This window comes from Flagellimonas amoyensis, assembly GCF_003058265.1.
Taxonomy (GTDB): Bacteria; Bacteroidota; Bacteroidia; order Flavobacteriales; family Flavobacteriaceae; genus Flagellimonas; species Flagellimonas amoyensis.
On sequence record NZ_QBUK01000001.1, the window covers coordinates 74,867 to 89,108 of the forward strand.

Annotated in this window: 13 protein-coding genes and 1 tRNA gene; 7 read left to right on the plus strand and 7 right to left on the minus strand. The window is 46.2% G+C overall.

Features of this window, described 5'->3' with window-relative positions; translation table 11 throughout:
- Positions 1–59 precede the first annotated feature (59 nt).
- From DB398_RS00250 to DB398_RS00260, 3 genes are all read left to right on the plus strand, one after another.
- A complete protein-coding gene (locus tag DB398_RS00250) occupies positions 60–482 on the plus strand; it encodes an OsmC family protein (RefSeq protein WP_108422403.1) in 423 nt (140 codons plus the stop codon).
- A gap of 386 nt (positions 483–868) precedes the next feature.
- Positions 869–2,557 carry a single-stranded-DNA-specific exonuclease RecJ gene (recJ, locus tag DB398_RS00255; protein WP_108422800.1) on the plus strand — a complete coding sequence of 563 codons (1,689 nt, stop codon included), beginning with the start codon at positions 869–871 and terminating at the stop codon, positions 2,555–2,557.
- Between the two features lie 6 nt (positions 2,558–2,563).
- Positions 2,564–3,820 carry an MFS transporter gene (locus DB398_RS00260; RefSeq protein ID WP_108422404.1) on the plus strand — a complete coding sequence of 419 codons (1,257 nt, stop codon included), beginning with the start codon at positions 2,564–2,566 and terminating at the stop codon, positions 3,818–3,820.
- Here DB398_RS00260 and DB398_RS00265 read toward each other — a convergent pair.
- The 4 genes from DB398_RS00265 to DB398_RS00280 form a co-directional block, all read right to left on the minus strand.
- On the minus strand, positions 3,817–4,584 hold the full coding sequence (locus tag DB398_RS00265; RefSeq protein WP_108422405.1) for a UDP-2,3-diacylglucosamine diphosphatase: 768 nt from the start codon (positions 4,582–4,584) through the stop codon (positions 3,817–3,819). The two genes, DB398_RS00260 and DB398_RS00265, sit on opposite strands and share 4 nt — an antisense overlap.
- Positions 4,585–4,685: 101 nt before the next feature.
- Complete coding sequence (locus DB398_RS00270; protein WP_108422406.1) at positions 4,686–5,453, minus strand: enoyl-CoA hydratase/isomerase family protein; 768 nt, start codon at positions 5,451–5,453, stop codon at positions 4,686–4,688.
- A gap of 74 nt (positions 5,454–5,527) precedes the next feature.
- Positions 5,528–6,862, minus strand: a complete 1,335-nt coding sequence (locus DB398_RS00275; protein ID WP_108422407.1) for an MATE family efflux transporter — start codon at positions 6,860–6,862, stop codon at positions 5,528–5,530.
- Between the two features lie 12 nt (positions 6,863–6,874).
- Positions 6,875–7,375, minus strand: coding sequence for a GNAT family N-acetyltransferase (locus tag DB398_RS00280; protein ID WP_108422408.1), 501 nt, complete (start codon positions 7,373–7,375; stop codon positions 6,875–6,877).
- A gap of 53 nt (positions 7,376–7,428) precedes the next feature.
- Between DB398_RS00280 and DB398_RS00285 the strand changes: the two genes are divergently transcribed.
- From DB398_RS00285 to DB398_RS00295, 3 genes are all read left to right on the plus strand, one after another.
- On the plus strand, positions 7,429–8,226 hold the full coding sequence (locus DB398_RS00285) for a universal stress protein (RefSeq protein ID WP_108422409.1): 798 nt from the start codon (positions 7,429–7,431) through the stop codon (positions 8,224–8,226).
- A gap of 56 nt (positions 8,227–8,282) precedes the next feature.
- Positions 8,283–8,359 (plus strand) — tRNA-Ala (locus DB398_RS00290).
- 186 nt (positions 8,360–8,545) lie between these two features.
- Entirely contained in the window at positions 8,546–8,803 is a 258-nt protein-coding gene (locus tag DB398_RS00295; RefSeq protein ID WP_108422410.1) for a GIY-YIG nuclease family protein, read from the plus strand.
- Between the two features lie 292 nt (positions 8,804–9,095).
- Here DB398_RS00295 and DB398_RS00300 read toward each other — a convergent pair whose 3' ends face one another.
- Together DB398_RS00300 and DB398_RS00305 are read right to left on the minus strand one after the other, a co-directional pair.
- Positions 9,096–9,611 carry a molybdopterin-binding protein gene (locus DB398_RS00300; RefSeq protein WP_108422411.1) on the minus strand — a complete coding sequence of 172 codons (516 nt, stop codon included), beginning with the start codon at positions 9,609–9,611 and terminating at the stop codon, positions 9,096–9,098.
- Positions 9,608–10,534, minus strand: a complete 927-nt coding sequence (locus tag DB398_RS00305; protein ID WP_108422801.1) for a TolB-like translocation protein — start codon at positions 10,532–10,534, stop codon at positions 9,608–9,610. Before DB398_RS00305 ends, DB398_RS00300 begins: the two co-directional genes overlap by 4 nt.
- A gap of 208 nt (positions 10,535–10,742) precedes the next feature.
- Between DB398_RS00305 and DB398_RS00310 the strand changes: the two genes are divergently transcribed.
- The gene (locus DB398_RS00310; protein WP_108422802.1) at positions 10,743–11,453 is read left to right on the plus strand and encodes an SDR family oxidoreductase; all 711 of its coding nucleotides are present in this window, start codon (positions 10,743–10,745) and stop codon (positions 11,451–11,453) included.
- Here DB398_RS00310 and DB398_RS00315 read toward each other — a convergent pair whose 3' ends face one another.
- On the minus strand, positions 11,454–14,183 hold the full coding sequence (locus tag DB398_RS00315; protein ID WP_108422412.1) for a PD-(D/E)XK nuclease family protein: 2,730 nt from the start codon (positions 14,181–14,183) through the stop codon (positions 11,454–11,456). It lies immediately after the preceding gene.
- Between the last annotated feature and the right edge of the window lie 59 nt (positions 14,184–14,242).

The following is a 14,242-nucleotide window of genomic DNA, read 5'->3' on the forward strand; positions in this document are numbered from 1 at the left end:
ATTGGGAGAGGCATTTAAATCGTATTTTTGAACTATACAAGAAACAAAAAATTGACTTTATGACAAATCATATCACTACCAAATGGTTGGGCGAAATGGCCTTTGAAAGTAATAACCCCTCCGGACATACCGTCCGAATAGACGCAGGGCCGGACGATGGTGGGTCTGGGGCAGGACTGCGCCCCAAGGCACTGATGCTTTCCGCTTTGGCAGGGTGTTCCGGACTGGATGTGGCCTCACTGATCAAAAAAATGAAATTGGAAGTGGACGATTTCAAAATCGATACCATAGCCAATCTTACGGAAGAGCATCCCAAATATTACGATGCCGTTACCATTGAATATCACTTTACCGGTTCCAATCTGAATGAAGAAAAGCTAAAAAAAGCAGTGGCCCTTTCTGTGGAAAAATACTGTGGAGTGATGGAAATGTTCCGAAAATTTGCTGAATTGGAGATCAAGACCATATTCCATCATCGGTAACTGTGTCACTTCGAGTGATTCTGATGTAATCGGAATTGTATCGAGAAGTGTCAAACACGTTAAATTATTCTTTGCCTATACTCTAAAATGTTCTGATGGAACATATTACAAAGTGTAAAACCTAATCTTGAGAAAAGAACTGGCGCATTAGAGACAAGAATTCAACTGGTTGGGCTTTTCAGGAAGACCTATAGAATTGATTTTTTATGCTAAGTTTACACATATTGATTTGACTATACAAAAGAAAAAGCCAAAAAGAAATCCTCATAAACGGTCAGTATGATGCGTTGCCCAATCTTGCCAAAAAGAAGTTTCAATAGTTGGTTCTCGATACATTTCGAGACAAGCTCGAAACACTCGAACTGACAACACCTAAAACCAAGATTATGCGCTGGACCCTAAAACCAAAACCTACCCAAGAGGATATCGACCGGCTTTCTGCGGAACTCAATGTTGAAAAGTTGATTGCCCAGTTGCTATTGCAAAGGGGGATTTCCAATTACGACGAAGCCAAGGCATTCTTCCGGCCAGAACTGGACCACCTGCACGACCCTTTTTTGATGAAGGACATGGAAAAGGCCGTGGCGCGGATTGAACAGGGCATGGAAAACGAAGAGAATATTTTGGTCTATGGGGATTATGATGTGGATGGCACCACTTCCGTCGCCCTGATGTCTTCCTTTTTGATGGAGTTTTACCCCAACGTGGCCACCTACATTCCCGACCGCTACGCTGAAGGGTATGGCATTTCTTTCCAAGGAATCGATTTTGCCGAGGACAACGATGTGTCCTTGATCATTGCCTTGGACTGTGGAATAAAGGCAGTGGAAAAAGTAGCCTACGCGAAGAAAAAAGGAATCGATATCATCGTTTGTGACCACCACAGACCAGGAGACATTTTGCCCCAAGCAGTCGCCATCCTAGATCCCAAACAAGAAGATTGTGGCTATCCGTACAAAGAGCTTTGCGGCTGTGGGGTTGGGTTTAAATTGATCCAGGCTTTGGCCTCAAAACAGGGAAGGACCATCGAAGATCTGGTCCCGTATTTGGATTTGGTGGCAACGGCCATTGCGGCGGATATTGTCCCGATCACTGGAGAGAACAGGGTGCTTGCCCATTATGGGTTGAAGGTGATCAATTCCTCACCAAGAATAGGGATCAAGGCCCTCATTGATCAGACCAAGAAACGGGAACTCACCATCACCGATGTGGTGTTTATCATAGCGCCACGGATCAATGCGGCGGGCAGGATGAAGCATGGGCAACATGCCGTTACACTGCTCTCCGAGACGGATTTTACCACGGCGCAGCAGTTTGCTTCAGAAATTGAACTGTTCAACACGGAGCGAAGGGGACTGGACCAAGAAATCACGGAAGAAGCTTTGGTGCAGATCCGAGAAAATGAGGAAGAAGAACGGTTTACCTCCGTGGTCTATAAGGAGAACTGGCACAAAGGCGTCATAGGCATCGTGGCCTCCCGGCTCACCGAAACCTATTACCGGCCCACACTGGTCTTCACCAAAAGTGGGGATAAATTGGCCGCCTCGGCCCGCTCGGTAAAGGGATTTGACATCTACAATGCGCTGGAAGGCTGCTCGGATTGTTTGGAACAGTTCGGAGGGCACATGTATGCTGCCGGACTCACCCTTTTGGAAGAACAGTATGAAACCTTCAAACAGCAATTTGAAAAAGTGGTCAGGGAGACCATCGACCCAGACCTTTTGCAGCCTGAAATAAGTATTGATGCCCAGATTGGTCTGGAAGAGATCACCCCAAAATTGATGCGCATCCTCAAACAGTTCGCGCCTTTTGGTCCGGGCAACATGACCCCGGTTTTTATGGCCGAAGGCCTCAAGGATTCTGGATATGCCCGGGGAGTGGGAGAGGGTGAAAAACACTTGAAGGCGGCCCTATATCAAAATGGCACAACCCCCATTGGGGCCATTGGCTTCAATTTGGGAAACAAAATGGAAGTGGTCAAGCGGATAAAACCTTTCGATGCCGTATTTTCGTTGGATGAAAATGAATGGAACGGAACGGTGAGCCTTCAACTGAAACTAAGAGATATTCGCTAGACATCTATGGATCCCTACGCAGCACTCCGATATAGGGAGTTCAACATTTTTTTATTGGTTCGTTTTGCCATGGTGTTTGCCTGGTCCATGCAGTTCATTGTGATCGAGTGGCAGGTATATTCGTTGACCAAAGACCCTTTGTCCTTGGGAATCATTGGGTTGATGGAGGTGATTCCCGCCGTTGGAATGGCCCTTTTTGCTGGACATATTGTAGACCAAAAAGAAAAGCGGAACCTATTGGTTACCTGCATTGCAGGATTTTCGGTGATCAGCCTGGGACTGTTTCTGTTGAGCTGGCCGGGGCTTGAAGACTCTTGGTCTTCCCAAACCATCCTGTACTCCATTTATGCCCTGGTATTTTTGGGCGGCTTTGTCCGTTCGTTTTTAGGTCCTACGATTTTCTCGCTGATCGCCTTGATCGTGCCCAAGAAAATTTATCCCAATGCGGCCACATGGAGCAGTTCCACTTGGCAATTGGCGGCAGTTTTGGGTCCGGCTCTGGCAGGATTTTCCATTAGCTGGATAGGGGTACACTGGAGCATGTGCGTCATTTTTGGTTTCTCGTTGATGGCTCTGATCTTCCTGCTCCAGATCCCTAAAAAACCCATTTTGAACCCCAAAATTGGTGAGCCTGTTTTTCAAAGTTTGAAGGATGGTCTCAAGTTCGTTTTTGGCAGCAAGGCGATATTTGGGGCACTCACCTTGGATATGATCGCGGTACTTTTTGGTGGGGCCGTGGCGCTTTTGCCCGTGTATGCACAGGATATTTTGCATGTGGGCTCCGAAGGATTCGGTATTCTCAGGGCAGCGCCGGCAGTGGGCGCATCCATAACCATGTTGGGGTCCACTAGGTTTCCGCTGCACAAGAATGCGGGTAAAAAACTTTTGCTGGCCGTGTTTGCATTCGGTATCTGCATCATCGTGTTCGGACTTTCCGAACTGTTCTGGCTATCGGTGGTCGCCCTGTTTCTCAGTGGAGCGGTGGATGGGGTTTCCATGATCATTCGTCAGACCATTTTGCAATTGAAAACACCGGACAACATGCGTGGCAGGGTGGCTTCGGTAAATTCCATGTTCGTAGGTTCTTCCAATGAGTTGGGCGCTTTTGAAAGTGGGCTGGCCGCGAAATTGATGGGAACTGTGACGGCAGTAGTGTTCGGGGGTTGTATGACCTTGCTCACCGTAAGTGCAACGGCCATTGCTTCACCTACGTTTAGAAGGCTGGACCTTCAGAAGGATATTGATGAACATGAAAAGGATTAACCCTCCAGTTTCTCCAAACTCAAATTTTTTCCATCAAAAACTGCATGGGTAAAATAGGAAATCCAATCCCCGAGGTTGGTATAGGTTGATTTTTCATTGAGTTGGATCTCCAACGGAAGGTGTCGGTGTCCGAAGATAAAATGATCGTAATGCTGTTGTTCCAACTTCCGCTTGGCATATAGGATGAGCCATTCCTTGTCCTCTCCCAAGAATTTGGCGTCGGCCTCCCCGGAAATGATCTTGTTGTTCACGGACAGGTGCTGTCCCAGACGAACCCCCCAATCCGGATGCAGCCATTTAAAGAACCATTTGGCTACGGGATTGGTGAATACCTTTTTCATCCGCTTGAAACCTTTGTCGTGTGGTCCAAGGCCATCCCCATGACCGATGAAAAAGGAAGTGTTGTTGATCAAAAACTGTTGCGGTTTGTGGTACACCGGAATGTTGAGTTCTTCCTCAAAATAGCCGTTCATCCATAGATCATGGTTGCCCACAAAATAGGTGATTTGAATGCCCATGTCCGAAAGCTCGGCCAGTTTTCCCAAGGTGCGGGTGAAACCTTTGGGCACTACGGTCCTGTATTCAAACCAAAAGTCGAACAGATCGCCCATCAAGAAAATGGCATGAGCATCGTGTTTGATGGAATCCAGCCAGGCCACGAACTTTTTTTCCCGTGGCAGACTGTCCTTTCGGGTGGGTGCCCCAAGGTGGTTATCGCTGGTGAAATAGACTTTTTTGCCTTCGGGCAGGGTAATATCCTTCATCTATCGTTTGAACTTCCTGTTGTTTCGCATTTTGTTGACCACGTAGATCACGGCTACGACCAAGGCCAAAATGGGGAATATACTTCTCATCTTTTCGACATTTATTTTTTGAACTTTTCCAGTGCTTGTTTCGTGTTTGGGGACAGGGCCAATCTTCCGGAAGCTTCGGCTCGCTCCAAAAGGAGCTTGTCCCAATGCTCTGTACCTTCCCAAAGCACTTTTTTCATTTGTGATAGCGCCTCAGGGGTATAGGTGGCCAACTTTTGAAGATGGATGTCCAACTCCTTGTCCATTTCGGGGATGGAGTCATAGACCTTGGCATACAATCCCTTTTCCTTGGCCCAATAGGCATTTTTCCACTCCGTGGGATAGAGGGAGAGCTCCGCCAGTGCGGCCTTGCCCATCTTGCGCTCCACGGCAGGGGCGATCACAAAAGGACCGATCCCAATGGAAATCTCCGATAATTTGATGGCGGCCTCCACAGTGGCGTGGACATAATCGCAGGCCGCGGCCAGACCGACACCTCCGCCAACGGTCTTTCCCTGTACCCGCCCGATGATGGGTTTGGGACAGTTGCGCATGGCGTTGATCACGTTGGCAAATCCACTAAAAAACTGTTTGCCTTCTTCCAAATTGGAAATGGCCACCAGTTCATCAAAGGAAGCACCGGCACAAAAGGCACGGTCGCCTTCGGACTTTAGGACAACAACAGCTACCTCATTGTTCGTGGCCAATTGGTCAAACTCCTTGGCCAAACGTTCCAACAACTCAGAAACAAAGGAATTGCTGGCAGGATGGCCAAACTCAATGGTGGCGATCCTGTTTTCAATTTTGGTATATAAACTTCCGTTGATTCTATCTGTGGACATGTTTCAATTTACAATGAACAATTAGCAATTTACAATCATCTGATGTCTGATGTCCGACGTCTGATATTGCTAAATTACGGGTTTTGGACCAAGGGCCTGAATTTTCTATCAAATTTCCAGAGCAGGGCAAATCCCCGGATCAGCATCCAGACCACAAAGGCCACCCAGATGGCATAAAAGCCCCATCCCATGAACTTACTGAAATAGAGGCAGGGCACAAACCCCAAAAAGGTTGCGGTGAGCAGCACATTCCGTAAATATTTCATTTCGCCCAACCCTTTGAACAGTCCATCGAACACAAAGGCCAACGTGTTCATGGGAAGTCCCAAAATCACTATGTAGAATATGCCGTAAAAGGTATCCAACACTAAAGTATCATTGGAAAACAGATATCCGATGGGGCGATAGAACAGAAAACCACCCATCATCAAGACCAGGCTGACCACCATCCCGTAGAGCACTATTTTTTTGGCCAGTTTCCAAAGTCCGTCATAATCGCCTGCCCCCAATAGTTTGCCGCCCATACTATTGCCTGCGGCAGCAAAGCCATCAATAAAAAATGCCGCGAACAACCATAGGTTGATGGCGATGGTGTGTGCCCCAATGAAACGATCGCCCAAGGTTGTGGCCTCACGAACGGCCAGTATCAAGGCCACATTGAGGGCAATGGCCCGCACAAAAAGGTTGAGGCTCATAAAAACCACCCGTTTCAGTTCTTTGTTAAGCGGAAAGACCAACCTCATACTGATTTCTGTCTTTTTCAGCAATAGGATGAAGGCCAAAACGGCCATGATGGCTTGGGAAATCAAACTGGCCCATGCGGCGCCTTCCAGATACATAGCGGGAATCCATCCGTCAATCCCATACACAAGGACAAAGTCGAACAAAATATTGAGACCTGCCCCCAGCATGGCGATCACCATAGGGTAAAAAGTGTTCTGCAATCCCCTGAAAATACCGAAAACCGCAAAGGTGAACAAGGTGAGCGGGAAGCCCCAGACCCGGATGGAGTAATACGAGATGCAATAGTCCAGGATTTTCCCTGAGGCGTTGAACAGTATAAAGATTTCCTCGACCACAAAAACGGTGGACAACAACACTACGATGCTGAGCAAAATGTTGAAGAAAATGGCCTGGGCGGGCAGGTTTTTCACTTCTTCCAGTTTTCCAGCACCCAAATATTGCGAGATGATGGCCGAAATGGAGCTTCGGGTCTGTCCCAAGACCCAAATCAGCATGGATAAAAAGGAACCCACGATACCCGCGGCAGCCAAGGACTCCAAACTATCCGTTGGGATGTTGCCCACAATGGCCGTATCCGTGATGGAGAGCAGGGGTTCGGCGATGCCGGATATGGTCGCTGGGATGGCGAGGCGGTTGATGCTCTTGAAGTTTACCTGTGTACTCAAATCGGATGCAAGTTACAGCACCAATTCGTAACAATGAAAGGGATGGAAGCTTTGTTTGGGAAAGAAGATGTCCCCCAATTTTTGATAGCCCCTTTGCTCGTAAAATCTTTGGTTTCTTTTGTTCTGTGAAAATGTGTCCAGCCGAACGGAAACAAATTGGCGGTTTTTGGAATAGGTTTCGGCAAAATCCATCAATTGTTGCGCCAAGCCTTTGCCTTGATGGTCGGGATGTACGGAAAGCCGGTGGATGTATGTGCTGTTGCCATTTGGGGTGAGCCATTGAATGGGGCGGTATTCGTCGTCCATAAACGTGGAAACCACAATAGTGCCCAAAATGCTTCCGTTTTCCACAATAACGTAAAGTTCTTCCCGTTCCACATCATTTATGAAAGCGGCCTCGGAAGGGTAATGTTCGTTCCATTGATGGATGCCATTTTGCTCCATTTTTTGGGCGCATGCGCGGGTGATGGATAAGATATCGGGGATTTCAGATATCTTTGCGGGTCGTATCATTGATTGATTTCAATTTAATTGTAAATTTAAGGTTTAATCATAATCACCAAACCATGAATAACATCCTTGTACCTATTGGAACTTCTCCTGATTCATCACAAACATTGCAATATGCGATAGACTTTGCCTCGCATTTTGGCGCCAAGATCTTTGTGATGGATGTTTTTTCGGTCACTTCTGCGGTAGGGAGTTTGGCCAACGTAGAGGAAAAAGTGGCCAAGAGCAGCAAGGAACAATTGAAGGAGGTGATAGACAAGGTGGATACGAAAGGGATCGACATCAAGATCGCGACCTATAACGGGGACATTGTGGATGGCTTGAAGGGCATCAACAAGGAGCTTGGGATTGATTTGATCATCATTTCCCCCAAGAGCAACGATATCCAAGAAGAGCTTTATTTGGGCAACACTTCCGGAAGAATCATCAAACAGACCGATATTCCTGCATTGATTGTTCCCAAAGGCAGCCAGTTCAGCCCCATCAAAAAAATATTGACCGCTTTTGGCTCGGGAATTTTGAAGCGAAGGAGCATTTTGAACCCTTTGATCACCATAAAGAGCAAGTTCAAGTCGGAGGTAAGCCTACTATTGGTCAAAAGACCGGGCTATTCCGAAGCCGATCTGAAGGTGAACACGGCCCTTATGGACCTGAGCAAACAACTGACCATCACCGAGAATGCCACGACCTATTTGGGTGTCATGGAGTATTTCCAGAAAGAACATCCCGATGTGCTGTGCGTATTTAGAAGAAAGAGAGGGTTCTTCAAAAAGCTTTGGGAAAAGAACACCATTCGGAAGTCCGAGTTTTACGTGCCGATTCCCGTATTGGTCCTGAGCGTTAAAAAAGACTAAGGAAGGCCCATAAATTTTGATACTTTTGGAAAAAGTGTTTCCTTTGCGCACGCTTTGGGGGATTAGCTCAGTTGGCTAGAGCGCTTGCATGGCATGCAAGAGGCCACCGGTTCGAATCCGGTATTCTCCACCAAAACGAACAAGCACCTCAAACGGGGTGCTTTTTTTATGGCCGTTTGTCAAATGGGGAATAGGATTGTTCGAGTTTTTGTACTATAAATTGGCTAGAGCGTTCCGAAGGCTTTCGGAAAGGCCACCAATGTCTTTTGGACGGCATTCCCCTCTATGACGACAATCGCCTCGAACGAAGGTACTTTTTATGGAATTTGTTGTCTATATTATTTTTAGTCCGTCCGTTGATCGCTACTATGTGGGCCATTGCCAAGATTTGATGGATCGATTGGAGCGGCACAATGGTGGGCGGTCAAAATATACCAAAATGGCCTGTGATTGGAAGGTGAAATGGACCGAAAGCTTTGCCACGAGAAGCGAGGCGATGGCAAGGGAAAAGGAAATAAAGGGAAAGAAGAGCCGCAAATATGTAGAGTTTTTGATTGAACAGAGCAACAGGGTCTAGAGCGTTCCGAAGGCTTTCGGAAAGGCCACCGGTTCTCCCGATGGTTATCGGGACGGTATTCTCCACCAAAACGAACAAGCACCTCAAACGAGGTGCTTTTTTTATGGCCGTTTGTCAAATGGGGAATAGGATTGTTCGAGTTTTTGTACTATAAATTGGCCAGAACGTTCCGAAGGCTTTCGGAAAGGCCACCAATGTTATCTAAATGGCATTCCCCTCTATAACGACAATCGCCTCGAACGAAGGTACTTTTTATGGAAATAGTTTTTCTTTGGCCGGACGCTATTTTAGGTCATTTCACCCTTTCCACGAGAATCTTGCTCAAGCCTTTGATATGCCTTCGTCCCGTTTTGAAATCGGTTGGGGTCAGGACCAATATGCTTTCCTGCATGTCCTTGATGCCTTTCCCGTCCCTTGAGGTGATCACGAACAATTGGTCACCGGTCGGGGAATTGAATATTTCATTCCAAGAGTAGACCACTTTGTAATTATCGACGGCAACAAAGGTCAGGTAGAACTCGCTGAACCGCTTTGGACTTTCTTCTTGCAGTTCCATATCGATCAGCAATTCCTTTATCAAAACTCCCTTTAATTGTTTGGCAGTCCCACGGGGTTCCCCCATGTGGTTGGTGATCACTACATCCCCAATAGGTTTAGAAGGGTGTTTTTCAATGTCGGCCACGGTAAACCTCAGTTCTTTTTTTACCAGTCCGCTTACAACGAACTCGGTAGTCTTTTCGCTTTTTTGTCCACAAACGGATATGGAAACGACAAATACAAATAGTAAGGACAGATGTTTCAATTTCATTCGATTACAAATTTGGTCATGTAGATCTTGCTCAGGCCATTGTTGCTGCCATGGATGTATTCCTGGAATTCTGAAACAGAGTCAAAAGTTCTGGGCGCCAAATCGTTCCTTCTGCTGGTGAAGTACAAAAGTTGGTTTTTCTCATCATAGAACGGGCAATATTCCATGTATTTGGTGTTGATGGGCGCCCCAATGTTTTCTGCTTTTGTCCAGTTGCCATTGGCATCTTTTCTGGAGATGTAAAGATCGCCACTTCCAAGGCCCCCCTCTTCATTATATTTGGTAAATAGGAGGTAATCTTCCTTTTTCGAAATAAACGCATTGAATTCATATCCGGAACTGTTGATGTTTTCGTCCAACAAAACTGGCGTGGAATAGGTGCCATTTTCCCAGCGTGAAAAATAGATGTCATCTTTCCCCAGTCCATTGGGGGATTCCAAGGTGAAGTACAGATTGTTGTTCTCACTGAGGGTTGGGTAAAACTCGTCAAGGGTGGAGTTGACAGGAGATCCTAGGTTCTTTGGTTTTGACCATTCCTCCTCTGGGCCATTTCGTTCCACATACCAAATGTCAAAATCTTTTTTCTCTTGGGTTGAATCGTCCAAAGGCCTATCGGAAACAAAATACAGCCGCTTTCCATCACTGGACAAGAAAGGTTCGAGATCCATATAAACATCGGAAAACGGCAACAGCTCGGGTGTTGTCCACTCTTTGTTTACCCTTTTGACACGGGCAATTTGGGATATTTCCTGAAATGGACTCTGGAGGGTTAAATAGGCCTCCTCGCCATTTTCGGAAATGCAAAAATCACGGACATTCAGGAATTGGTTGAGTGTGCTGCTAAACTGGACAATTTCATTTTGAGCTGATATCCCATCGGACATCAAAACGAAAAGTATCCATATTCCGATTCTTTTGAGCATAATTTTAGAGTTGTTTTCCCTTGAAAGGTTGAAAATCAATGTGTCTTGTCAAATTTTATCAATCTGCAGGAGTTTCATAAATGTAGCACTTTTGGACCGTATACCGATGTACTGTGTGCATACACTAAAATTAACCATCCTTTAGGATGGTTTTCTTGCTTTGGGCCATTTCATTTCCCAACTTTGAAATATTAAAAAAACAATGATTATGGAATTGAAAGGTAAAGTGGCCTACATCACGGGAGGCACCAAAGGAATAGGATATGGAATAGCGGAAAGTCTTCTGGCGCAGGGGATGAAAGTGGCCATTAGTGGAAGAAGCACCCAAAGTGTGGACGCAGCCATTAAGAAACTTGGCGATAAGGACCGAGTGATTGGACTTGTTTCGGATGTGTCCCGATCAGAGGACGAGAAAAGGGCCGTGGAGGCCATTATTGCTGCGTGGGGGCAATTGGACGTGGTGATGGCCAATGCTGGTGTGGGCCACTTTGCGCCCATCGATCAAATGTCGGAACAAGATTGGCACCAAATGATAGATATCAATCTCAGTGGGGTTTTCCACACGCTCAAAGCTTCTGTGGAGGCCCTGAAAAAATCGGAAGGGTACTATATGACCTTGGCCAGTTTGGCCGGCACCAACTTTTTTGCCAATGGGGCGGGCTATAATGCCACCAAGTTTGGTGTGGTCGGTTTCACCCAAGCGGCCATGTTGGACCTTAGACAATACAATATCAAGGTTACGACCATAATGCCCGGTTCGGTGGCGACCCATTTCAACGACCATGAGCCATCGGAAAAGGATGCCTGGAAAATCCAGCCAGAAGACATTGGAAAACTGGTGGTGGACCTGCTGTTGATGCATCCAAGAACATTGCCTAGCAAAATTGAAGTAAGGCCAACGCGCCCGGACCTCAAATGATCAGTCCCTCTTTTCGGTGAAAGGAATATTGGGGTCTAGAATGTCGTGTATGAGCTGATGGAGCTTCTCCTCAAAGGAAGCCAGTGTGTTTTCATCAATGAACGGAGTTTTGTCCTCCACAAAGGAGAACAGTCCCTGTCCTAGATTTTTAAAGGAATAGATACCCGCCAATAGTGGTCCCGCGGTGTGTTTTTTTCGGTACATGTGGGCGTAGCAAAGCAGCTGAAAGGCCTTGCTCTTGTCGTATTCGGTGATGAGTTCTTCCCAGTCCGTTATTTTGACGTTCTTAGGCTCCACCTTGCCTGTTTTGTAGTCAATGATCCTAACAGTCCCATCGATTTCATCCACACGGTCCAAAGTGCCTTTGAGTACTATGGGAAAGTCCAGCCCGGGAATGTTGAGCGGCACTTCATATTTTTCCTCCAAGGCCAGTATTTTGATGTTGTGCCTTTTCAGGTTTTGCAGTTCCATGTCAATGAAATTCTGCAGATATTTTATGATGACATTGTACACCAATAGGAACTTTCCTTTGGAAATGTCCACCCCTGCAAGGCTTTTTTGAAAGTGTTGGGACACGGTTTCTGGAATCTTGGCCTTAAGGGCCGAGACATTTTCTGAAGTCAGGACGGAATTGATCAGTGGGGTGTACAATTGTTCCAAACTGTCGTGCACGATGGTGCCGAAGGTGTTTGCGGCAATGTTTTCCTCTACTTCTTCCAGGTCATTGATTTTCAGAATGTTCCTTTTGTAGAAATCTATCGGATTCTTGATGTAATTGGTCAAAGAGGTCGGAGAAAATCCCTTTGCGGCAAAGGCCTTTAGGTCTTCCACCAACACAGTATCCTTATCGATATGCAAAAGTGGCCTGGCATCTATTTTGATTTCCGGGGCCGCAATGGTGTGTTCCACATAGGGCTGGATGTTCGCATCCGTCAGTAATTGGGTGATGAGCCTGCTCTTTTCCCCGCCTTCCAAGACATCTGGCTCCGTGTTATAGATGATGTGCACATTCTTTGCCCGTTGTATGAGCCGATAAAAGTGATAGGTGTAAATGGCGTCCTTTTCCTTGTAGGTGGGCAGCCCATAATCCCGCTTTACATCAAAAGGAATGAAAGAATTGTTGGATTTGCCCGATGGAAGAATGCCTTCATTGACGGAGGTGATGATCACGGTTTCAAAATCGAGGTTCCTGCTTTCCAACATCCCCATGAGCTGAAGCCCGGTAAGCGGCTCGCCAATAAAATCCAAGGTTTCTACGGATGACAACTGTTTGAAGAGATTTTTGATGGACTTCAGTTCCGCCATAAAATCCACTTTTTCCAAGTATTGCTCCAATTGATTGAAAAGGGTATGGAAGCGGTAGAGGTATTCCAGTTCCAAGGCATTTTCTTGGGATTGATAGCTATTTTTCAAGCGCTGTATGAGCATCAGGCAATGCTCTACCCATTCTTTTGGGGTAATGGATTTCTTGGGAAACAGCAGGGCCAAGAGTTCTTTGGATCCATCAAAAGCGGAAAGCATATCTGGCGACACATACAGCCAATTACCTTCTTTGATGTCCTGTGCCAATGTTTTGGCAAAATCGGTTTCTCCGGAAGCCGAAAGGACAGAGACGTAAGGGTTGGAAATGAATTCCAGAACATTTTTATAGAACCAACCTCTTTCTGAACTGTTCAGGCAGAGTTCCAGATAGGTAAGGAAGAATGAATGCAGTACGGTTTTGTGCAATGGGTAGCCCATGGTGATGTTCACCTCACCAATCGATGGCGGAACAGCCTTGAGCATAGGGTCCAGCAAGCTTTCATCAGCGAGCACAAGGGCTGTGTTTTTTAAGGTAGTCTCCTTGTTCAAGGCCAATTCTTGGAGCAGTTGCCCCACATATTTGGTCTGTGAGATGTTCTTGGGAACCCCGGTAATGGATATTTTTTTGGGTGACAGGAAACTGTCCTGCGTCGTTATTCGGTTTTGGTTTTTGAAATAGGGCCATTCACGCTGATAGTTTCGGATAAAAAGTCCGGCATCGTGTATGGGGTCGTTCAGGAAATAAGCGTCGATGTCCCAATAGATGTATGCATTTCCGTGTTCCAGATAATGCTGAATGATTTTGGACTCTGCATTGTTGAGGGCATTGAAACCAACAAAAATGACCGGATTGGCACTTGATGCTTTTGACTGTTCGGACAAATTTTCAACAGCAATCCTTTGGATGAGCCCTTGATAGCCCGTTTTTTGGTTTAAAAGAGCAGAGGTGAATTTCCCATACATGCTCTCCAATTTCCCCCAAAGCTGCAGATAATTCTCAACAAGTTCCGTTTTTTCCTTTTGCAGGGACCAGTGGTTCAGTTCCTTGATGGCGGAAAGGTAGTTGAGGATGTCCTTGGCGGGAATCAGATAACCATCGATCTCATTGAAATCATGAAGAAGCGTCTGACCCCATTTGATAAAGGATGAAAAATCCTCATGTTGGTGGATGTCGGCCTCCTTATAAACGGCATATAGGTTGAACAGCAGATCCACATTGCTGGATTGTGAGAGTCCGGTGAGGTCTTCTATGAATTCCTGTATGGATAGTGTCTGTGGGCTGAACACACTTTTGGTCAGCCTTTTTGAAATGTGTTTTTTTAAGAAGGTCCCCGAACGTTTACTGGGCAGCACGAAGATGCATGAAGCAATGTCCAATTGCTTTTTCTCAAGGTCGTCCAGGACATGTTCAAGGAATGTTGTGTGCATGTATAAAAATAAAAAAGGCTCCCGGAACGGGAGCCTTTTGAAAAGAAAACTTTAGGTTT

Excerpts from the sequence above, each read along its gene's own strand:
- DB398_RS00310 (WP_108422802.1), top strand. The coding sequence starts at position 10,743 with ATGGAATTGAAAGGTAAAGTGGCCTACATCACGGGAGGCACCAAAGGA.
- DB398_RS00295 (WP_108422410.1), top strand. The coding sequence starts at position 8,546 with ATGGAATTTGTTGTCTATATTATTTTTAGTCCGTCCGTTGATCGCTAC.
- recJ (WP_108422800.1), top strand. The coding sequence starts at position 869 with ATGCGCTGGACCCTAAAACCAAAACCTACCCAAGAGGATATCGACCGG.
- DB398_RS00270 (WP_108422406.1), bottom strand. The coding sequence starts at position 5,453 with ATGTCCACAGATAGAATCAACGGAAGTTTATATACCAAAATTGAAAAC.
- DB398_RS00300 (WP_108422411.1), bottom strand. The coding sequence starts at position 9,611 with ATGAAATTGAAACATCTGTCCTTACTATTTGTATTTGTCGTTTCCATA.
- DB398_RS00265 (WP_108422405.1), bottom strand. The coding sequence starts at position 4,584 with ATGAAGGATATTACCCTGCCCGAAGGCAAAAAAGTCTATTTCACCAGC.
- DB398_RS00285 (WP_108422409.1), top strand. The coding sequence starts at position 7,429 with ATGAATAACATCCTTGTACCTATTGGAACTTCTCCTGATTCATCACAA.
- DB398_RS00315 (WP_108422412.1), bottom strand. The coding sequence starts at position 14,183 with ATGCACACAACATTCCTTGAACATGTCCTGGACGACCTTGAGAAAAAG.
- DB398_RS00250 (WP_108422403.1), top strand. The coding sequence starts at position 60 with ATGACAAATCATATCACTACCAAATGGTTGGGCGAAATGGCCTTTGAA.
- DB398_RS00305 (WP_108422801.1), bottom strand. The coding sequence starts at position 10,534 with ATGCTCAAAAGAATCGGAATATGGATACTTTTCGTTTTGATGTCCGAT.
- DB398_RS00260 (WP_108422404.1), top strand. The coding sequence starts at position 2,564 with ATGGATCCCTACGCAGCACTCCGATATAGGGAGTTCAACATTTTTTTA.
- DB398_RS00280 (WP_108422408.1), bottom strand. The coding sequence starts at position 7,375 with ATGATACGACCCGCAAAGATATCTGAAATCCCCGATATCTTATCCATC.